The 20513-nt window shown below is 59.6% G+C and carries 20 protein-coding genes; 10 read left to right on the top strand and 10 right to left on the bottom strand.

The features are described 5' to 3' along the window. Window positions 1–11 precede the first annotated feature (11 nt). On the bottom strand, window positions 12–2738 hold the full coding sequence (locus BTUS_RS07040; protein ID WP_013075415.1) for a calcium-translocating P-type ATPase, SERCA-type: 2727 nt from the start codon (window positions 2736–2738) through the stop codon (window positions 12–14). Between the two features lie 141 nt (window positions 2739–2879). Between BTUS_RS07040 and BTUS_RS07035 the strand changes: the two genes are divergently transcribed. The 4 genes from BTUS_RS07035 to BTUS_RS07020 are packed head-to-tail and all read left to right on the top strand — an operon-like array spanning window position 2880 to window position 7500. Further along, window positions 2880–4679: an Rqc2 family fibronectin-binding protein gene (locus BTUS_RS07035; protein ID WP_013075414.1), complete on the top strand. Its 1800-nt coding sequence runs from the start codon at window positions 2880–2882 to the stop codon at window positions 4677–4679. Between the two features lie 19 nt (window positions 4680–4698). Beyond that, complete coding sequence (locus BTUS_RS07030; RefSeq protein ID WP_013075413.1) at window positions 4699–5847, top strand: ABC transporter ATP-binding protein; 1149 nt, start codon at window positions 4699–4701, stop codon at window positions 5845–5847. Between the two features lie 5 nt (window positions 5848–5852). Further along, window positions 5853–6668 carry an ABC transporter permease gene (locus tag BTUS_RS07025; RefSeq protein ID WP_083780077.1) on the top strand — a complete coding sequence of 272 codons (816 nt, stop codon included), beginning with the start codon at window positions 5853–5855 and terminating at the stop codon, window positions 6666–6668. 13 nt (window positions 6669–6681) lie between these two features. Then, entirely contained in the window at window positions 6682–7500 is an 819-nt protein-coding gene (locus tag BTUS_RS07020) for an ABC transporter permease (protein ID WP_013075411.1), read from the top strand. Window positions 7501–7551: 51 nt separating this feature from the next. Here BTUS_RS07020 and BTUS_RS07015 read toward each other — a convergent pair whose 3' ends face one another. The 6 genes from BTUS_RS07015 to BTUS_RS18390 form a co-directional block, all read right to left on the bottom strand. Then, the gene (locus BTUS_RS07015) at window positions 7552–8577 is read right to left on the bottom strand and encodes a hypothetical protein (RefSeq protein ID WP_013075410.1); all 1026 of its coding nucleotides are present in this window, start codon (window positions 8575–8577) and stop codon (window positions 7552–7554) included. A 99-nt stretch (window positions 8578–8676) separates the two neighbouring features. Further along, complete coding sequence (locus BTUS_RS07010) at window positions 8677–9993, bottom strand: thymidine phosphorylase (RefSeq protein WP_013075409.1); 1317 nt, start codon at window positions 9991–9993, stop codon at window positions 8677–8679. Between the two features lie 55 nt (window positions 9994–10048). Further along, window positions 10049–10459 (bottom strand): cytidine deaminase, encoded by a 411-nt coding sequence (gene cdd, locus BTUS_RS07005; protein WP_013075408.1) that lies wholly within the window; start codon window positions 10457–10459, stop codon window positions 10049–10051. 72 nt (window positions 10460–10531) lie between these two features. After that, window positions 10532–10873 (bottom strand): hypothetical protein, encoded by a 342-nt coding sequence (locus BTUS_RS16825; RefSeq protein ID WP_013075407.1) that lies wholly within the window; start codon window positions 10871–10873, stop codon window positions 10532–10534. A gap of 194 nt (window positions 10874–11067) precedes the next feature. Continuing rightward, entirely contained in the window at window positions 11068–12033 is a 966-nt protein-coding gene (locus tag BTUS_RS06995; RefSeq protein WP_013075406.1) for a DMT family transporter, read from the bottom strand. 148 nt (window positions 12034–12181) lie between these two features. Further along, window positions 12182–12592: a NifB/NifX family molybdenum-iron cluster-binding protein gene (locus tag BTUS_RS18390; protein WP_013075405.1), complete on the bottom strand. Its 411-nt coding sequence runs from the start codon at window positions 12590–12592 to the stop codon at window positions 12182–12184. Window positions 12593–13266: 674 nt separating this feature from the next. Between BTUS_RS18390 and BTUS_RS06985 the strand changes: the two genes are divergently transcribed. Next, window positions 13267–14502: an IS110 family RNA-guided transposase gene (locus BTUS_RS06985; RefSeq protein ID WP_013074946.1), complete on the top strand. Its 1236-nt coding sequence runs from the start codon at window positions 13267–13269 to the stop codon at window positions 14500–14502. Window positions 14503–14615: 113 nt separating this feature from the next. Here the strand turns inward: BTUS_RS06985 and BTUS_RS06980 are convergent, their stop codons facing one another. From BTUS_RS06980 to BTUS_RS17920, 3 genes are all read right to left on the bottom strand, one after another. Continuing rightward, window positions 14616–15095 carry a DUF134 domain-containing protein gene (locus BTUS_RS06980; RefSeq protein ID WP_013075404.1) on the bottom strand — a complete coding sequence of 160 codons (480 nt, stop codon included), beginning with the start codon at window positions 15093–15095 and terminating at the stop codon, window positions 14616–14618. Between the two features lie 85 nt (window positions 15096–15180). Continuing rightward, window positions 15181–15753: a class I SAM-dependent methyltransferase gene (locus BTUS_RS06975; RefSeq protein WP_013075403.1), complete on the bottom strand. Its 573-nt coding sequence runs from the start codon at window positions 15751–15753 to the stop codon at window positions 15181–15183. A 197-nt stretch (window positions 15754–15950) separates the two neighbouring features. Beyond that, window positions 15951–16148, bottom strand: coding sequence for an OsmC family protein (locus BTUS_RS17920; RefSeq protein ID WP_123809252.1), 198 nt, complete (start codon window positions 16146–16148; stop codon window positions 15951–15953). A gap of 84 nt (window positions 16149–16232) precedes the next feature. On the opposite strand from BTUS_RS17920, the gene BTUS_RS06970 reads away from it, so the two are divergent. The 5 genes from BTUS_RS06970 to BTUS_RS06950 all read left to right on the top strand — a co-directional run bounded on the left by BTUS_RS06970 (window position 16233) and on the right by BTUS_RS06950 (window position 20491). Further along, a complete protein-coding gene (locus BTUS_RS06970) occupies window positions 16233–17117 on the top strand; it encodes an ROK family protein (RefSeq protein WP_013075402.1) in 885 nt (294 codons plus the stop codon). Between the two features lie 12 nt (window positions 17118–17129). Continuing rightward, window positions 17130–17957, top strand: a complete 828-nt coding sequence (locus BTUS_RS16820) for a radical SAM protein (RefSeq protein WP_169307949.1) — start codon at window positions 17130–17132, stop codon at window positions 17955–17957. Window positions 17958–18045: 88 nt separating this feature from the next. Then, on the top strand, window positions 18046–18702 hold the full coding sequence (locus BTUS_RS06960) for an IS607 family transposase (RefSeq protein ID WP_013075401.1): 657 nt from the start codon (window positions 18046–18048) through the stop codon (window positions 18700–18702). 61 nt (window positions 18703–18763) lie between these two features. Further along, a complete protein-coding gene (locus tag BTUS_RS06955; RefSeq protein ID WP_013075400.1) occupies window positions 18764–20092 on the top strand; it encodes an RNA-guided endonuclease InsQ/TnpB family protein in 1329 nt (442 codons plus the stop codon). Next, on the top strand, window positions 20093–20491 hold the full coding sequence (locus BTUS_RS06950; protein WP_013075399.1) for a hypothetical protein: 399 nt from the start codon (window positions 20093–20095) through the stop codon (window positions 20489–20491). The last annotated feature ends 22 nt before the right edge of the window (window positions 20492–20513 follow it).

The following is a 20513-nucleotide window of genomic DNA, read 5'->3' as shown; positions in this document are numbered from 1 at the left end:
TGAGAAGCCTCCTATCCCCGGCTCGGGCTCAACCGGGAGCGGGTGGGTCGGGACAGGCTGCGGAAGTTCAGGGCAAAAGTCGGAATCGCCGCCGCCAGCAGAATGGTCGCCCAGTCCGAAATTCCGAGGGGCACCGTCCGGAATACCGGTTGCAGGGCCGGCGTGTACAGGACCAGCGCCATGAGCGCCACCGAGGACAGCACCGCCGCCACCAACCATGGATTTCCAAAGATATTCCTCGAAAAAATGCCTTGATCCACGCTGCGGCAGTCGAAGACGTGGATGAGCTGGGACATCACCAAGGTACAAAAAGCCATCGTTTGCGCTTTCGCGAGAGCATCCGGGGCCGACCGCCACTCCAGCCAAAACACCGCTAAGGCCGCCAGGCCGATGAACAAACCGCGGCTAATAATTTTAAAACCCAACCCCCCGGCAAATATACTCTCCTTCACGTCCCGGGGCGGCCGTTCCATGAGATCTCCCTCCGGGGGATCCACCCCGAGGGCAATGGCCGGGAGGCCGTCGGTCACCAAATTCACCCACAGAATCTGGATCGGCACCAGGGGGAGGGGCAGACCCACCAGCATCGCCGTGAACAAGGTGACGATCTCCCCGACGTTGCAAGACAAAAGATAACGGACAAACTTGCGGATATTGTCGTAAATCCCCCGGCCTTCCTCCACCGCCGCCACAATGGTGGCGAAGTTATCGTCGGCGAGGATCAACGATGAAGCTTCCTTGGCGACGTCCGTTCCCCCTTGCCCCATGGCCACACCGATGTCCGCCGCCTTGATCGCCGGGGCGTCGTTGACCCCGTCCCCGGTCATCGCCACCACATGGCCCCGGGCCTGAAGGGCTTTCACAATGCGCAACTTGTGTTCGGGCGAAACCCGGGCGTACACATAGATCCGATCCGCGCGCTCCGCCAATTGCTTGTCGGACATATTGTAAAGATCCGCCCCGCTGACCGTCAACCCATTCTTCGGGAGGATGCCGAGGCGCCGGGCGATGGCTTCGGCGGTGGCCTGATGGTCGCCGGTGATCATCACCGTCCGGATCCCCGCCCGGCGACAAGTCTGAATCGCTTGGAAAACCTCCTCTCTCGGAGGATCGATCATGCCCGCCAGGCCGACAAACACCATCTCCGTCTCTTGTTGATTCTCTTCCCGCCGCACCTGAGCCTGTTGAAGGGGCCGATAGGCAAAGGCCAAATTCCGCATCGCCGTCCCCGCCATCTCTGCGTTGATGGCGAGGATTTCCCGGCGATGGGCGGCCGTCAGGGCCGTCACGCGACCGTTCCACAAGATAAAATCACAGCGGTCCAACAGGACATCCGGGGCCCCTTTGGCCATCAGCAGGTAAGACTCTTCCTCGCCGGTCTGCCGGACCACCACCGACATCATCTTGCGATTGGAGTCAAAGGGGTTTTCCAGGACTTTTTCGTATTTTGCCGCGAGGACATCGCTCCACATGTCCGCTTTGCCGGCGAGGACCAGAAGCGCCCCCTCGGTGGGGTCCCCGTGAATCGTCCATCCCTCCGGCGCTTTGGGCTCCTCGATCAGATCGGAACTATTGCATAGGACGGCGATTTCCAAAAGTTTCTTCAGATCTGGATGGGTCTTTGGGTTCACCACGTGTTCGCCTTTAAAGAACTTCCCTTCTGGCGTGTACCCGATTCCACTCACTTCCAGGCGGGTGCCGCCGACCCACAGGCTCTGGACAGTCATCTTGTTCTGGGTGAGGGTGCCGGTTTTGTCCGAACAGATCACTGTGGCGCACCCCAGCGTCTCCACGGCCGGGAGTCGCCGCACAATGGCCCGGCGCCGAATCATGCGCTGCACCCCGAGGGCCAAGGCAATGGTGACGATGGCGGGGAGACCTTCGGGAATCACCGCTACGGCAAGGCTCACCCCGGCGAGAAACATGTTGTATACGTCATGTCCCCGGGAGATGCCGATGACCACCACCAACGCCGTGACACCGAGCGCGACCCACACGAGAATTTTTCCGAGCTGGTCGAGACGGCGCTGCAAAGGCGTTTGGGTGTCTTCAGACTGCTGGATCAGATCGGCAATGAGCCCCATTTCTGTCTGCATGCCGGTGGCGATGACGACGGCCATGGCCTTGCCCCGGGTAACGAGGGTGCCCATGTAGGCCATGTTCTTGCGATCGCCCAGTGACAGGTGTTCTTCCTCCAGGGGCCCGAAAGTCTTTCGGACTGGAACCGATTCCCCGGTCAGGGAGGACTCTTCGATCTCGAGGCCCTGGCCCTGCAAGAGCCGCAGATCGGCGGGCACCCGGTCCCCCGCTTCGAGAAACACGATATCCCCGGGCACCAGGTCGGCGGCAGGGATGATCCACTTTTTCCCGCCCCTCAGCACATGGGCCGTGGGAGCCGTGAGCTCCCGCAGGGATGCGAGGGATTTTTCCGCCCGAAATTCCTGAACAAACCCCAGGATCCCATTGACGATAATAATGGCGATGATGGCCACCGCATCGGTGTATTCTCCGAGCAACCCGGAAATCAGCGTGGCCGCCAAAAGCACCAAAACCATGAAATCCCGAAATTGATTGAGGAGAATCCCCAGAGGCGACAGTTTTTTCCCTTCCTCAATTCGATTCGGCCCGTACTCTCCGAGGCGGCGTCCAGCCTCCTCCTCATCCAGGCCCTCCAACGACGACCCCAGCAGGGACAGCGCCGTTTCTCCGTCCACGGTGTGCCAATAGACCTTTTCCACATCGCCACCCCTTTTCCGTCCTCCAGGTCTGTCACTAGACGATGTCTATGCCTTGTCAGGTCCGTCCATGACGGTAGGGGGTTTGACGGCAGCCCGAAGAGATTCCTATACTGGTGCTGTTATCGATAGGAGGAGATGGCGGTGGCTGTGGACGGTCTGACCCTGGCGGGCATCGTGACCGAGATCCAGATTCTTGAAGACGGTCGCATCGAGCGCCTCTATCAACCGGAGGATCGGGATTTAGAGATTCGCATACGCCTGCCCGGGCGGTCGGTCCGGCTCCGGATCAGCGCTGATGCCGGGGCGGCCCGTCTCCACACAGTGGAAGGCGAACGCCCGCCGTCCTCTGGTGATCCCTCCCCTTTCCTGGCCCTTGCCCGGCGCCGCCTTGAAGGCGGGCGCGTCCGGTACATCCGGCAGGTGGGCATGGAGCGGATCGTGCGGATCGGGGTCGAGAGTCGCAGTGACCTGGGCGACCCCGAGTGGTACGATGTGGTGGTGGAGATCATGGGCCGCCACAGCAATATCGTCCTGGTGGCTCACGAAGATGACGAAATCCGGGGAGAGGAAGGGCTGGCCCGGGGCCGGGTGGTGGACGCGATTGTTCGCGTGAGCCCGGGGATAAGCCGACATCGGGTGGTACTGCCCGGCCGCCCCTACATTCCGCCTCCGGAACAACATAAAATCGACCCTCGGGAGGAGACCCGAGAGGGATTTTATCGCTGGCTGGGTTCCCAGGGGGCGAATCTGACGGCCAAAGACTTGATGGGCCGGTATCAAGGCATCGGGCCGGCGGCGGCCGAGGAGTGGATGCACCGGGCCCTAAAGCGGACATCCGAGGACAATGGAGAAGCCTTCTCGCAAGCTCTCTGGGCGGCGATTTCCCAGAGCGCGGCGGAAGTGTCGGCGGGGCGATTTGCGCCTTGCATCGCTTACGACGGAAACGGAACCCCCAAGGTGGTCTCCGGGATGTACCTGCATCATTGGGAATCGCGGGGGCGGGTGGTCCCTTTTAAAACGGTGAACGCCGCGGTGGCGACTTTCTACGCGGACCGCATGGATAGGGCGGCTTCGGGGTTGGCCCAGTCCTTGACCGCGGTCGTTCGAGGGGCGTTGAGTGCCCTGGAACATCGCATGGCCCGCTGGAATGAACAGTTGCAAGAGGCGGCAGAGGCCGATCAATGGCGGCGGTACGGAGAGTTGGTGACCGCGTATATGCACGTGGTGCCCCGGGGGGCCCGGGAAGTGACCCTGCCCGACCCGTACAGTGAAACGGGCGCCACCGTCACTGTACCCTTGGATCCCGGGCTTTCTCCGGCGGATAATGCTCAACAGTTCTTTCGGCGCTACCAAAAGCTCAAGCGCACCCGAGAGGTGGTGACCGACCATCTAGAACAGGCCCGTCGGGACGCGGAGTACCTGGAATCGGTTCTGGTCGCCTTGGAGCAGGCAGATGAGCAAGAGTTGGAAGAGATTCAGGAAGAACTTCGTGGACAGGGATTTCTCCGGGCCCGGCGCCGCGGGGGGACGAAGCCGCGGGAGAGACGGGATCAGGCCGGAAGTCCCATGCATTTTATCTCCTCCGAGGGCATCGATATTTTCGTCGGTAAAAACAACCGACAGAATGACGAATTGACGACAAAAACCGCTCACAAACAGGACACATGGCTTCATGCCCAAAATATCCCCGGCTCCCATGTGGTGATTCGCAGCCGGGAGGTTCCCCCGAAAACCCTGGAGGAAGCCGCTCGTTTGGCGGCGTATTACAGCAAGGCCCGGCACGCGGGGACGGTGGCAGTGGATTATACCCTGGTCAAACACGTGTGGAAGCCCACCGGCGCCCGACCGGGGTTCGTGCTGTACGACCACCAGAAAACGGTGTTTGTACCCCCGGATCCCGCCTTGGCCGAACGGCTGCGGGCGGATCGCGTCCCGAGGTGATGAGAGAGGAGGCGAGAGCGTGGCGCTCATTGAAGTCCGCCACTTGGTCAAGGAATTCCGCCGGCCGGCACCGACCCAAGGGCGGTTCAAGACGTTGCGCCGGCTGGTGCGGCCGGCGTTCACCATCCACCGGGCGGTGAACGATCTGAGCTTTGCCATCGAAAAAGGCGAGTTGGTGGGTTTTCTCGGCCCCAACGGCGCCGGGAAGTCCACGACGATCAAAATGCTCACGGGCATTCTCATGCCCACTTCCGGGGAAATCGCGGTGGGGGGATTGCATCCCGCCCGGGACCGCCGCAAACACGCACGGCAAATCGGCGTGTTGTTTGGGCAGAAAACCCAGCTTTGGTGGGATATTCCCACCATTGAGAGCCTCAAAACGCTCCGGGCGATCTACGGGGTGCCCGATGAAGTGTGGAACCGAAACATGGAGTTGTTTCGGGAACTATTGGCTTTAGACGAGTTTGAACAGGTTCCGGTGCGCCAGCTCAGCCTCGGCCAGCGGATGCGGGCGGACCTCGCCGCCGCCTTGCTTCACGACCCGCAGATTTTGTTCCTGGATGAGCCCACCATCGGGGTGGACGTGCTCGCCAAAGAAAGGCTCCGCACCTTCATTCGCACCATCAACCGGGAACGGAAGGTGACGGTCATCCTGACCACCCACGACATGGGGGACATTGAAAAGCTCTGTTCCCGCGTGCTCATCATCGACCGGGGATCGCTGCTATACGACGGGGAGACCGAAGCCCTGCGCGAGCAGTTCGGGGGTTACCGCACTTTGGCGGTGTATCCGGAGGAAGTAACTGGATCGACCTTTGGAGCCGGATGGCTCGATCTGTTTGACGACGAATGGCGGGGGGCCTTTGGAGTTGTGAGAATCGAATGGGATGCCCACCGGGTGCTCTTCCGTTTCAATCCGCGCCAAACCTCGGTGGGAGATCTCATCGCCGCCGTGGCCGAACGGATGCCCGTTCGAGACCTCTTGGTGGAAGACGTCCCCATCGAAGACATTGTCCGGTCGATTTACCTTCAAGGAGAACAGACGCGAAAGGGAGAATTGTCCGGGGCCGTCGCCGGGGCGTCCGTGGACTCCCAGAGCTCCCGAGGGAGCGCCGGGGCCGGGGCGGATCCCGAGATCAATCGTGGGACCCGGCGTGAGACGGGGTGACGGGGATGTCTAGAGAGAGTCTCGCGCTGTCAGGCGTGTTTATCCGCCAGGCGTTCTTAAAATGGACCGCGTACCGCACCGCTTTTTGGGTGGATGTGTTCAGCCGGCTGCTCCAGATCTATGTGATGTACGCCGTGTGGAGCTTGTTGTACAAAGAAAAGCCCTCCGCCTTCGGTGCGCTGTCGTTCGAACAGGTTTTCGGGTACGCCGTGGTGGGTATTTTGCTGGGGGCAATTCTGAGCCTCGACGAAGGGCCCCACATTCGCATCGCCGAACGGGTGCGCACCGGAATGATCGCCGTGGAGTTGATGAAACCGATCTCTTTTGTCCGTTTGGTGGCCTTGGAGTCCTTCGGAGATTTGGCGATCCGCGCGGCCCTCTACGCTGCCATCCCGTACCTTTTCGCCCTCATTGTTTTTCGCATTCCTGTGCCGCAGACGCCAGGCCAGGCGGCCTTGTTCCTGACCAGCCTGGTGCTCAGCACGGTGGTTCAGTTCTTTGCGCACTTTTTGTTCGGTCTGATCTCGTTTTATACCCTGGATCTGGTCGGGTTCCAATTCGCGTACTGGGCCATGGTGAGATTTTTCTCCGGACAGTGGATTCCGATCTATATGTATCCCGAAGCCCTCAAGCCCTTTTTATACGCCCTCCCGTTCCAAGCGATGTTTGCAACGCCCCAATCGATCTACGTGGGACAGTTGCACGGTTGGGCGGCGACCACGGCCATCCTCGTCCAAGGAATTTGGTCCCTGGTGCTGGGAGGCGCGGCCCTCTGGGCATGGCGGTCTTTGCAACGCCATGTCGTGATCCAAGGAGGATGAAGGAGGTGAATCCATGGCACAGGTGTTTCGAGAGGCCGCGGGACTGGGGCGGGCTTGGAGAGCGATGCTCCGAGCGGCTCTCCTTTCCCGGGTGGCATACCGGGCCGACCTTTTGGTAGGGATCGTCGGCGTGTTCGTCCTCAACGGAGCGACCCTGGGGACCACCTGGGTCTTATTAAAACGGTTCGACCACCTCGGAGGCTGGGGATTTTACGATATCCTGTTTTTGTACAACCTTTGGCTCATTGGCCACGGACTTCGGGTTATTCTGTTCGGCCATGTGGGTCAGTTGGAAACCTACATCATCGAAGGCACTTTCGACCAGTTTCTCCTCCGCCCGGTGTCCCCGTTGCTTCAATTCCTCAGCCGGGAGGTTCATTATCTCGGTCTGGGGGACGTTTTGGTGTCTTCCACGGGAATCGCCCTGGCCTACCATCACTTGGGGATGCACTGGAGTGGGGGAACGTGGCTGTGGTTCCTGGTGGTCGCCGTCAGTGCCGCCGCCGTGGAGCTCGGGCTCATCCTGCTCTTGGCCTCTACGGCGTTTTGGACCGGGCGTTCAACCCCTTTGGTCAACACCGCCACCCAGTTCAGCTTCGGGGTGGTTCAACAGTACCCGATTCATATCTTCGGCCGCCCCCTTCAGGCCATGGTGACCCTTTTTCTCCCGTTTGCCTTCATGAACTATTACCCATCTTTATACTTTCTGGGGAAGGCCCAGGGCTATGGGATCCTCCCCTTCCTATCGCCCCTCGTGGCGCTGGTCCTTCTTGCGACCGCCGGCATCGTGTGGCGACGGGGGCTCAAAGCCTACACGAGCACCGGATCGTGAGCACCTGGGGCCGGCCGGATTCATTGGCCGACCCGGGCGCCACCCATTATGCTATTCGAAAGCTTTCTTCAGTTCTACCGCCGCCTCTTCCGGGCGAATCATGGTCAGACACTCCTCGTGAAGCATCTTGAAATAGTTCACCTCATTGGTCCCCAGAGCCGACAACAGGGTTCTCGGCACCACCCGGACCTGCAGTCGGTAATGCTCCCGGTCTTCTTCCATGCCGGAAAACAGCGTCAAGTTAAAGCCCGGGAATCCTTTTTCTGCAAAATATCCGAACACCGTTTGCAGGCCTTCTGCCAAATCCCGCCACCGCTCTGGCGCGAGTTCCTCGACCTGAGCAGCGTCTTCCGCAACCCCCACCACTTCGATCAGCCCCCGGGGCGCATAGGCGATGAGCCAGTCCACCTTTCCCCTCCGACCCAAGTAGCGTTCGCCCTTTTCTTTTTCCACCGCCACGAGGCTCGGCCAATACGATACTTGATGGGTTTTGTAAAACTGTGCGCTGGCCTGGAGGAGCGTGTCGTGATAATTAGTGGGCTCATGTCCCGCAACGATCTGATAATGCGGGTGAATGATGCTGGCCCCGGCCACAGGCATGTAGTTCCAGTTCAGGGAGAAATATCGCTTGGTTCCCGGGTAGGCGCGGCTGAGAGCCCGGGCATAGTCACCCGCGGTCAGAAAACCGTCCATGAGATAATCGGCGGTCAACTCCCACATCCGGACATAGTGTTGATTGGAAAATACGGCAACGGCGCTGTTTTCGTCATACGGGAAAATATTGGGGAACAACACCGACTCCCCCCGGGTGAAGCGCCCCTCCGGGGACACCTCGGGCAGATACTTCGGTGTCACTTCCATCACTCGGGGTCGACAAAAGGGGCAGGTTTGGGCTGTCTGTTCCGCCAGCTCCGTCATATCTGGAGGCGGCGGCATATGTACCGGATAGTCGAGAATCCGGGTACGAATCCCCGTCAGTGGGTCTTTCCGGATCTGGGTGGTCCGCCGAGTGATCTCCCAGTTCTTCGTCGGATCTTGAAACACCGTCACGCTATCTTCCGACAAAAATTCGATCACGGTTGTCACCTCTCGTGGAATGAGGATTTTGGCATCCTACGGACAGTATACAAAAGTGTGCAGGCAACCGGCCAGAGGGGCTTCGGCGAGCTTCAGCCATCACGATCCGTGGGAGATGCGATCGAGAATCACCGGCCGCCGGGGCACAGGATCCCGAGACAGGATGATCGCCGAACGAACTTCCCGTTCTGCGAGATCCAGATCCTGTAAAGACCGGGCATGAATGACGGCAAGAGGCTCCCCGTCCGGAATCCGGTCCCCCACTTTTCCGCCCAGCACCACACCGACGGAGAGATCCACCACATCTTCCTTTCGCCGGCGTCCCGCACCAAGACTTTGCACCAAGCGCCCCAACCGTTTGGGATCGATATCCTGGATGTAGCCACCCGCCGCGGCCGTCACCACCCGCACATGGGCAGCCTTGGGAAGGAAGCGGCGGGGATCTTCCGCCACCCGACCGTCTCCGCCCTGGGCTTCGATCCAGCGGCGAAACATGTCCAGGGCTTCCCCCCGGTCCAATTTCGCCTCCAGAAGTCGCAAGGCCTCAGCCGCGTCCACTTCGACTCCCGCCATCCGCACCATCTCCGCCCCGATTGCTACAGACAGTTCGCGCAACTCGCCCCACGCTTTCCCTTGCAGCACCTCCACCGCCTCGATCACCTCCAGGGCATTGCCGATCGCCAATCCCAAAGGTTGATCCATGTCGGTGAGAAAGGCCGTCACTTCCCGACCCATCCGCTCTCCCAGACGCACCATCCGTTCCGCCAGGTCCCGGGCGCCTCGCTCGTCGGGCAAAAGGGCCCCCCGCCCCACCTTCACATCCAAGACAATCTTGTCCGCCCCTCCGGCAATCTTTTTGCTCATCACCGAACTGGCGATCAGGGCCGGCGATTCCACCGTCGCCGTCACGTCCCTGAGAGCGTACAACTGTTGATCCGCCGGCGTCAGTTCCCGGGACTGAGCGGTGAGCGCAAGGCCGATTCGCCGTACCTGGGCGACGAATTCAACTGCGGACAGGTGGGTGCGAAAACCCGGGACCGACTCCAGTTTATCGATCGTACCCCCGGTGTACCCGAGTCCCCGGCCGGACATCTTCGCCACGGCAACGCCTGCCGAAGCCACCAGGGGCAACAGGACGAGCGTCGTGGTGTCGGCGACGCCACCCGTGCTGTGCTTGTCCAGTTTCACCCCAGGGACCGAAGACAGGTCCACAACCCCGCCGCTCCGGACCATCGCCCGGGTCAGCGCCGCCGTTTCCCTCTCATTCATGCCCTGAAAGTACACCGCCATCAAGAAGGCGGCCATCTGGTAATCCGGAACAACGCCCCGAACATACCCCTGGACCAATTCCTCGATCTCTTCGTCAGCCAGCTCCTCGCCATCCCGCTTTCTGCGGATGAGATCGGGCACATGCATAGGCACCCCTCCGTTCCGAGCTGCCTGGGACCGATATGATCGCCACCTTGACCCTTCAATCCTGTATGCGGTCCCTATTAAGAAAAAAACCGTTGGGCAACAGATCCGCCGGCGTATGCTTCGCCACCTCGGAACCGTCTTGGTTGGCGAGCAGGATTCTGGCGTTCGGGGCCAGTTCCCATATCACTTGACGACACGCGCCACACGGCGAAATCGGGCGCACAGTGGATCCGGCCACCGCCAGGGCCACGATGTCGTCAGCCCCCTCGGTGTACGCCTTGAACACAGCGACTCGTTCGGCGCACATGGACAAGCCGTACACCGAAAGTTCGATGTTCGCCCCGATAAACACTCGGCCGTCTGACGCCAGCGCGGCGGCGCCGACGGCAAAACCGGAGTAGTCGGCCCTTGCGCGACTTGCGGCACTGCGAGCTTGCTCCACCAGGTCGCGGTCCACTTCGGTCATCCTCGTCCCTCCAGGGTGGTTCTGACACCATTGTAGCGCACCCGGGCCACGAACATCACTTGAGGGGCAGGCCTATTTCACGTTGGAACCGCGGAGATAGAAAATTTCCTCATCGTGTTCAAAAAGTTTGACCTTCACGTAGCCAAGTTGACGCTCGATACTGTCCAACCGGTGCTCCATTCGATCCAACCGCTCTTCGCCCCGGTCCAGGCGCTCTTCCACCCGGCCCAGGCGCTCTTCCACCCGGTCCAAGCGGGCCTCCACTTGGTCCAACCGCTCCTCAATGCGGTCCAGGCGCTGCCCGAGTCCCTCAACCACGACGTAGACCCGCGAGATCTCATTGGTGTTCTCCAGTACCGCCGTGATCCCTCGCGCAAACTCACCGAGAATGCGGCGCAATGTTTCTTCATCCACCCACCGATCCCCCGCTTTCGCCATTTCCTGGCCCAGGCACAAACAACGGAGAGGCATCGACAAGCCCGGAAATAAAACATATGTTCCCCATCGATTTCATCGTACCACACCCCAGCCCTTGAGACAACCGTCTGAAGAAATTTTTTGAAAGGCCCCTGCGATTCCGTGTCCGCGGGTGGAGCCGCGATACCCCCTCAACCTTCTCCCGATCCGGCACTCGGAGCCGAACCGGGATCCGCCCGAAACCGCTGGCGCCTCACCGGCCCGGCGACATTCACCATCACCACCCCGGCCACAGCAATCACCCCACCCAAGATGCTCCACACCCCGGGCAGCTCTCCCAACCATACCCATCCGATGAGAATCGCGAGCAGCGGATTGAGATACAGCGAACTGGCCACCAGCCCTGCCGGTGCAGACTTTAAGGCGATCGCCCAGGCCACGTAGGCCACCGCCGCCGGGAACACCCCAATGTACACGCACACCCACGTGGCCGCTCCGGAGGCATGGGCCATCGCTTCCCCCAGCCCCGGGGCAAACCACAGCATGGGAAGCGTGCCGAACCAGGTGAACCACGCTGTCAAATCGATCGCCCCATAGCGCGCAAAAAGCGGCTTTTGCCCGACGAAAAAAATCGCCGCGGTCACGGCGGACAGAAGGATCAGCCAAGCCCCTGCCGTCACCCGATGCCCTCCGCCGGACCCCACGGTCATCAAGGCCACCCCACCAAACCCGACGAGCACTCCCAGCCAGCCGATGCCGTTCAAACGCTCTCCCAAAGCGATCACGGCGATCAGCGCCGTAAAGGCCGGCGCGGCGGCGATGAGTAAACTCGCGGTCCCCGCATCCACGGTCAGCTCACCAAAAGTCAGAGCAATATGATAAATCGAAATCCCCGTCCAACCCAAGGCCGCCACCGCGAGCAAATCCCGGCCTCGCGGCACCTGAATACCCCTGACCAACGCGTATACGACAAACACCGCCGAAGCGCTGAGAAAGCGCAGCAACACCACATGCCCGGGAGAATAGCCACTGAGCAGCGCCGCCCGGATGCCCGCAAAAGCCGACGACCAAAATACCAAGGTGACGACCACGGCCACCACCGCCGCCCAGTTGTACCGGCGATGGACGGAGCTATGAGACACCGATGAATGAGACATGAACAAGTTCCTCTCGCGATTTTGTAAAATCAGGTCCTTCGTCGCCCCCGCCGCACTCCTCCATCATACCAGTTTTGGTGCACCGCGGCACCCGATAAAAAAAGCCCTTCCGCCGCAATGCGGCAAAAGAGCCCCATCGCCCTCCCGCTCAGTGTTCGCAATCACACCCGCCGTGGTCATGGTGATGGCCGTGGTGATGGTGGATACCGTGGCCATGCGAACCGACCCCTTGAAGAACCTGCTCGACATCGACGGGCACCAACTCCCGGTGGAGGTATTTTTGTATCGCTTCTTCCACCGTCCCGCCAACGCCAGTATAGACCTCGATGGACTCCCGGGCCAGCTTGCTCACCGCACCGGCCCCGAGCCCGCCCACGATCACCGCATCCGCACCCAGCCTGGCCAGAAATCCGACCAATGCCCCGTGCTGATGGCCTTCGGTATCCACCACCCGCCGCTCCTTGACCGATTCTCCTTCAATGTCACAAATCGTAAAGGCCCGGGTCTGGCCAAAATGTCCGCCGACTCGATCCCCTTCCGTTGCGATCGCCAATCTCATCGTTCGCCCCTCCTCGTATGATAGTAGTAGAAGGTCTTCTTCGTTGAATTTCCAGTAGGTCCGGAACTGCTGGAGCAGCGCTGGAGAACTTCCAGAGCCGGCTCTTTTATCCATCCCTATGAGACAGCTGCTCATAGGGGTGGAGGTGGTGGGCTTCCCCATCCACATCTGTTGGTGTAGGTCGGTTGTCGGCGTGTCTTGGTCTGGCCATGTTTGTGGATCATCTGGATGGGGAAGTTCCCATCGCCGTTGGTTATTGAATCCATCGCGTTTGGTCTTGGAGTTGCACAACCGTCACTCCGTTTCTTTGTCATGCCTTTGTTCCTTGATAATTCCATATCTCTCCACCTCCAGTCGGGGGAAGCCCCAACGTGTTTGGTCGGTGGAGATTTCGACAGCCCGGCCTGCCTGTGGGACAATGGGATCAGCAAGTCTTTCTCGGGAGATTTCTTCCCCTCCTTGCGGACCGTTTGGTACTGCTGTGGAAAGCCTGCTACCCAGGATCCACCACCCATGCTCTAACCACTGGTTGCACCTCCATACCGGATGGGGTGTAGTGGCCCGCAATTGACATCCGGATGGATGAGTGCTGATGACGAGGCTGAGGTCGGTGGTTCCCACGGGCACCCAGGTCCGGGACTGGCTTGACTCTTCCCCGAACGGAGGTGAATCCGTTGCCGAAACTGCATGTTGGGATCGACGTGAGCTTGAAGGCCCACCATATTCAATTTATGGATGAGGCCGGTCAGAACTTGGCCTCGTTTCAGATCTCCAATGACCCACAGGGAGCCGACACTCTCATTCACAAGGTCTTGGAGATCACAGAGACCAAGCACATGGATAGCGTCGTTGTCGGCATGGAGGCGACAGCCAACCTCGGCTGGCATCTGGCCCATTACCTCAAACAACAACTCGAGGACCATGCACCACACCTCGACGCTCAGATTCACGTCTTAAACGCGCGGAGAGTGGCTCGTTTCAAGAAGGCGTATGACCACCTTCCCAAAAACGACCGCATCGATGCCTGGGTGATTGCGGACCACCTGCGGTTTGGCCGTCTCCCACAAGCCATGACAGACACGATCCGATACGAAGCGCTTCAACGTCTCACCCGGACTCGGTTTCATGTGATGCAGACCATGTCTCGGGACAAGACCTTCTTCCTGAACCAGCTGTTTCTTAAGTTCAGTGGTCTGCGTCAAGACAACCCGTTCTCCGATACTTTCGGTGCCACGTCGCTCGCCGTCATTCAGGAGCTGGAGCCTGAACAAATCGCTGCGATGCCCCTTGAGGATCTTGTGGCGCTCTTGGTCGACAAAAGCAGAAACAAGTTTGACGACCCAAAGCAGATCGCACAGGAACTCCAAAAGGTTGCACGCAGGTCCTTTCGACTGGACAAGGTGATGCAGGATCCCGTCAATCTGTCGCTGTCCGTTACCCTCAGCGTGATCCAGCACATGGACGCTGAGGTGAAGAAACTCGACCGAGCGATTGCCAGGCTGATGAAAGCGATCCCAAATACCCTCGAGTCGGTCAAGGGCATCGGCCCTGTATACGCAGCCGGAATCATAGCCGAAGTCGGCGACATTCGACGTTTCAAGAACCACAACGCCTTAGCCAAGTACGCCGGACTGGTCTGGAATCAGTACCAATCCGGGGAGTACGAAGCCGATGAAACATCCCGAATGCGTACCGGGAACAAGTACCTGCGCTATTATCTGATTCAGGCTGCGGACCAGGTTCGCCGCCATGATTCCGAGTACGCCGAGTTTTACCGCAAGAAGCACGACGAAGCGCTGAAGCACCAACATAAACGAGCCCTCGTCCTGACTGCAAGAAAACTGGTACGCTTGGTGTTCACACTACTGAGCACCAATCAGCTGTACACACCCCCGGAGAGGAGGAGATAACCGCTACCTCCAGACGGACGGATTTTCCAGTTTTGCACCCATGAACATCGCTCGAAAATTCGGCGAACATCATGGGTTTGGTTAAGGTCGCCCTTTAACCTTCGCATTTGTAACTATTTCCCACATCCATTCCCAATTTTCTTCGACCACCCCCTTGACATTTCACCACTGGGCTTTTTTAATCCATAGTGACCGCCGCATTTTTGGCAGCGTGGCCGCCCACAAAATCCGCTTCCCGGCTCTGACCGCCGGTCGACACACCCGCAAGCCCGGGCAGATCCACCACCGGGTAACATCACGGCATAATTCCCACCGTGAATGCGAATCCCCTTTCCATGAAGAAGAGCATCCGCCACCTTCTCCCTCGCCGCCTTCACAATGCGCTGAAACGTCCCCCGGGAAACCCCCATTCGCTCAGCCCCATCGGCTTGTTCCAACTGTACCCAGTCCGCGAGGCGAAGGGCTTCCACCTCTTCAAGGGTGAGCGTCACTTCACCCGGTTCCGACGCTTGGTCCCCGGGCGCGGGCATTGGAGCAAAAAACGAAGCAAGGGGAACAAACCCAACCCGCCGGCATTTTTTTGGCCTCGGCATTTTTCACCTCCATTCATCATTTATTATGTGCATATGCACATTATAAGTGCAAAAACCTAAGGGGTCAAGACCCCCTCTGCTTCATTCATCGTTGCAATACGACGTAATAATGTTCGTGATCTCGGGTCCCCGTTTCCACGATCTGAAAGCCGGCGGCAACCGCCATTTGTTGCAAATCTCCCAAAGGGATCCGCACCTCCAGGGGCGGGCCCACCTCCCCGGGAGCGGTGGGATCATATTCCGCCACAAGCACTTTTGCCCCTTCCGAGACCACCCGGGAAATATTTCGAAAGATCTTTCCCGGCGTATCAACATGGTGCAGGACGTCTGTGATGAACACGACGTCGACCTTCGGGACTTCCCCGAATCCCTGTTCCGCGTCGGCAAGCACGTACTCCACATTCTTGAGATCCTGCAGTTCCCGCCGGAGAAAGGCCATCGCCTGCGGAGATTTTTCCAACGCGTACACCCGGCCCATCTCCCCCACTGCCTCGGCGTACATCCGGGTGAAGACCCCGGGGCCCGTCCCGATGTCCATCACTCGCATCCCCGGCGCCAACCCGGTCAACCGGATCCACTCCGATCCGAGCGACTGCCTTATCAACTGTCCTTGCTTCACCTTTTCCCAGTCAACTTGGGAAAAATCTTTGTCAAACAATCGTTCCCCTCCTCACGAAATGGACCAATTCCACCATATCTCCCAGCGAGATCCAGCACCAAATCTGTGTCCAGTATAACAAGGAGCCATTGCCGCGACCAGTGACTATCCTGAGAAGTGTGAAAGTGAGTACGCTTCTGCTCAGGGACATGGATAAACAAAGCCGCCTCGACGGTGATCGAGGCGGCTGCTATGAATCAAGGCTTGATGGTCCCCAAAGTTGGACAAAACCATCGGATTTCTACAGCCCGCGTCGGCACTCCCCGCAAGGTGTCCTTGACGGGGCATACTCGCTCGACGTGGGCGAGAAGTTCCCTCACCCGCTCCGGGTCCGACGGCGATTCGACGTGAACCTGATTATAAACTGCGACCAGACCTAGGGAATTTGGTTGCATGATGCATCACAAACCTTTACTGACGGCCCATCATCGCATACAGTGAGGATGAGAACTAAAAGCAGCATCATGGAGGGAGCAGCCTTGTTCGGAGCCATCGAAGCCGGGGGGACCAAATTCGTCTGTGGGATCGGGGACGACCGAGGCCGGATCGTGGACCAGATCACCATCCCCACGACGGTGCCGGAAGAAACCCTGGAGCGCGTAGCCGAGTATTTTCAGGACAAGGCCATTCGCGCCCTGGGGCTCGGGTGCTTCGGCCCCCTCGACCTCGATCCGGCCAGCCCGACTTACGGATCCCTCACCAGTACGCCGAAACTGGCGTGGCGAGGCTTCAACATCCTGGCCGACCTGCGGCGGCGCCTGGCTGTCCCCATCGCCATCGATACCGACGTCAACGCCGCCATCCTGGCTGAACACCGGTGGGGCGCGGCCCAAGGATTGCACACCGCCCTATATCTCACCGTGGGGACCGGGATCGGGGGCGGTATCCTCGCCGAGGGTCAAATTCTTCACGGCATGATGCACCCCGAGGCTGGACATGTGATCGTTCGGAGGGCAGCCGGAGATACCTTTCCCGGCGTGTGTCCCGCCCACGGGGATTGTTTAGAAGGAATGGCATCCGGCCCGGCCATCGAGAAGCGTTGGGGATCGAAAGGCCGCGATCTGCCTCCGGACCATCCGGCCTGGGATCTGGAAGCTGGCTACCTCGCCCAGGGACTTGTCACGTACATCTGCGTACTTTCTCCCCAACGGATCCTCCTCGGAGGCGGCGTGATGCAACGGGCCGACCTGTTCCCCCGAATTCGCCAAAAAGTCAGCGAGATGTTACACGGATACATCCAGCGCCCCGAGATTGTCACGAAAATCGATGATTACATCGTCCCCCCGGGCCTGGGCACACAATCCGGGTTGTGCGGCGGACTGGCCCTGGCCATGAAAGCCGCCGAAGCGCGAAAGGAAGGATGAGGAATGTCGCCGATGACCAGATTGTCGTCCAAGGTCCGGGGAAACCGTCTCATGGTATTGCAAGGGCCGTGGATTCTTCGCTTCGATCAAACCGGGCGGTTCCTTTTGGCCTCGGGACCCGGCCGAGCGGTGCGCCGGGGGCTGGACGACCGGTTGGTCCGCACACGGACCCTCCCCGTCCGAGGGCTGCTGGGCCGGAGATACGAAATCCTCGAAGCCGGTGAGAAACCCGCCTTTTACCGCCGGGTGTACAGCGTCGCTTTATCGTCTCTCGCATCGCTCCCCAGGGATGAGGCCCGGGTGTGGCAGGATCGACTCGCCCGCTGGACTCCCGAAGCTTTGACAACGGACCGGGAGGCCTTTGACGACGTATATCTACCCATCAGCATCCTCCCTCCGGATCAATACCACGCATTGGTCGTGCAGGTCACCCACGGGTGCTCCTACAACCGATGCCTCTTTTGTGACTTTTACCGGGACCGGCGGTTTCACGTCAAGACCCCCGAGGAGTTGGATCGGCACCTGGAGCGCCTCCAAGCGTTCATGGGGCGGCGGATCGAGGAGCGAAGCGGAATTTTTCTCGGGGATGGCAATGCCTTCGTGGTGCCGACGGCGCGGCTCATCGGGATGCTCGAACAGATCCGGCGGACCCTGGGAGACAATGTGGCAGGGGAATTTTACACCTTTATGGATACATTCACATTGGAGCACAAATCCCCTCAAGGGCTGAGGCGCATCTACGACCACGGCCTGCGCACCGTGTACACCGGACTCGAAACCGGGGCGGATCGACTCCGGGCATTTTTGCGCAAACCGGGAACGGCGCGGGGAGGAGGTTGAATACAGCTTTTGGCGTTCCATGAAGAAGAGAAGTGATTTGCCGAAAATCAACGTCACCTGATAGAATCTGATATAGGGTGATGTTCAGGTGAAGCTCTATTCGATTCGAGAGTTTGCGGAGAAACTCGGCGTCAGCGTCTCCACACTTCGAGCGTGGGACAGGGAAGGCAAGCTGGTGCCTTTGCGAACTCCTACCAACAAGCGCAGATACACCCAGGATATGTTCTATCAGGCGTTAGGAATCGGGAAACAAAAAGAAAAAAAGAAAACGGTCATTTACGCCCGGGTGTCTTCCGCAGGGCAAAAACCGGACCTGGAGAACCAGTTGCGTTTCCTGAAGGAATTTGCGGCCGGAAAGGGCCTCACCATTGACGAGATTTTCGTCGATGTTGGGTCGGCGTTGAATGATCGGCGAAGGAATTTCCAAAGGATGTGTGGGGCCGTCACCCGCGGGGAAATCGAGACGGTGATTGTGGCTCACAAGGACCGGCTGGTCCGGTTTGGGTTTGATTTCTTGGAGGACCTGTTTGCACAGTTCGGTTGCGAGATTCTGGTGGTCAACAAGGCCGAGGACATGTCACCGGCCCAAGAACTGGCCGAAGATCTAATAAGCATTGTCCAGCATTTTGCGGCAAAACTCTACGGGTCAAGAACCTACAGGGCGCGGAAACTGACCAAAGCCGTTCGGGAGGAACTATCCGGTGCGACAGACGATCCGACAAAAGAGCCTGCCGCTGAATCGTGAGAAATGGAGGCAGATCGTCGAAGTGGCTGAGGCGTATTCCCGGCAGAAGGACGCCTTCTTGGTGGAGTACGCGCAGGTGAAGTCCCTCAAGGATCTGGGGTATAAACGGAGAATTCGAGATGAACGGGTGGCCGCCGGGTTTATGAGTCCCTTTGGTCTTCAGGCCCGGCAGTGGAAGTTGGCTTTGGAAGACGCCTTATGGACCCTGGAGCGACAGTGGGAAGCGGCGATTGCCGAGGTGCGGGGCCGTCTTCACCGCAACGAGGGGTTAACCCCGAAGGAACGGGATTACGCCTTCTGGTTGCTGGACAAGTTCGGGGACAGCCCCCGGGATTGGAGAAAGATCGAGGCGATTTTTCGGGATGAGGATCTGGCCGGGAAAAAGACCGAATTGGAGCCGGCCGGGCGGAAGAAGGTCCGCCACGGGCTGAAGCGACTGTTTCGCCGGGTCCTGGGAAAGAGGCCGCGGGTCAGGAAAGCCCGGAGTTTTGTTGTGGATCAGCAGATGTACCGAGTGTTCATGGTGGGCAACCGGCAGTATGTGGCGGTGATGGGGTTGTCCCCGGGAAAAAGGATCGTGATCCCCCTTGCCGGGATTCACAAGCTGAGGGGCAATCTGCGGGTGGTTCTGCTGCCGGACGAACAGGCGGTGGAGATTCACATGATCCGGGAACCGAAGACCTACCCGGCCGGGGAGGAAGAGGCGGGAATCGACCTGGGAGTCACCGAAGTTCTGACGGACGACTCGGGGAAGAAGTATCGGCCGGAGTACGGCCAGGCCCTGCAAGAGATGTCGGACCACGTGCTGGACAAAGGACGGAAACGCCAGAAGCTGTGGGCGTTGTATCGCAAAAACCGGGAGAGGGACCCGGGAAAGGCCCGGCGAATCCGGCGGCACAACCTGGGGCTGGTGAAACAGCACAAGCGACACAGGCGGTACCGGGCGTGGTGCGAGAACGAGATCAACCGGGCGTTTCGGGCGTTTTTTCGGGAACGCCGGCCGAGGGTGATCGCTTACGAAGATTTGTCCCACCTGCGGGGGAAGGCGAGGAACAAGGGGCTGTCCCGCAAGGTGAGCCAGTGGCAACGGCAGGCGATCCGGGGGCGACTGGAATACTTGTTCCATGTTTATTCCATAACCGATCCGGGACCGGTGAACGCCGCTTATACGAGCCAGACCTGTCCCTGTCCCGGATGCGGGTGGGTGGACGGCAAGAACCGCAACGGTGATTCATTCCGGTGCCAAAAGTGCGGATATGAAGGAGATGCGGACCATGTGGCGGCGACCAATGTGAAGGGGCGTCTTCGCGACCAAGAGATCACAAAGTACACCCCACACAAAGAAGTCAAAAGAATTTTGCTGAAGCGCTACTGGGAGAACCACGCATGAATGAATCAGAGTTCCCGGGATGTTCCCGGGAGGACGGGACAGGGACAGGCCGGGCGGGAGAAAGACCGTGAGGGCGTGGGGGGGTTGGCGAAGGCCGCACGGAACACGGCTTTGACGATGAGGCGCAAGCGGAGCGCCGCCGGGTGGCTGATCCTGGGGGGTTCGGCAAAACGGCCTTCCGGGTTGGCGAAACTGATCCCTGTCCTGCCGGTGGGAGACGCCGCAAGCGTCGAGGGACCACCCCGCCGTTTGGAAACTGTCGGTGTCGGGCGCTGGTCGGCGGACGACCGGATGGTACTGTTTCGGGCGGGACTCCAGATGCTCGGCCCCAGGGCCTCGCCAATCGGGTCTTCGGGGAGCAGCCAGCCTCTCGGAGAGCGTAAACTGCTTTGCTGTTAAGTCTGTCAATGTTTGATAGAAG

Origin of the sequence: Kyrpidia tusciae DSM 2912 (assembly GCF_000092905.1) — a bacterium.
Classification (GTDB): domain Bacteria; phylum Bacillota; class Bacilli; order Kyrpidiales; family Kyrpidiaceae; genus Kyrpidia; species Kyrpidia tusciae.
This window is presented reverse-complemented; position numbering and strand designations above follow the sequence as displayed.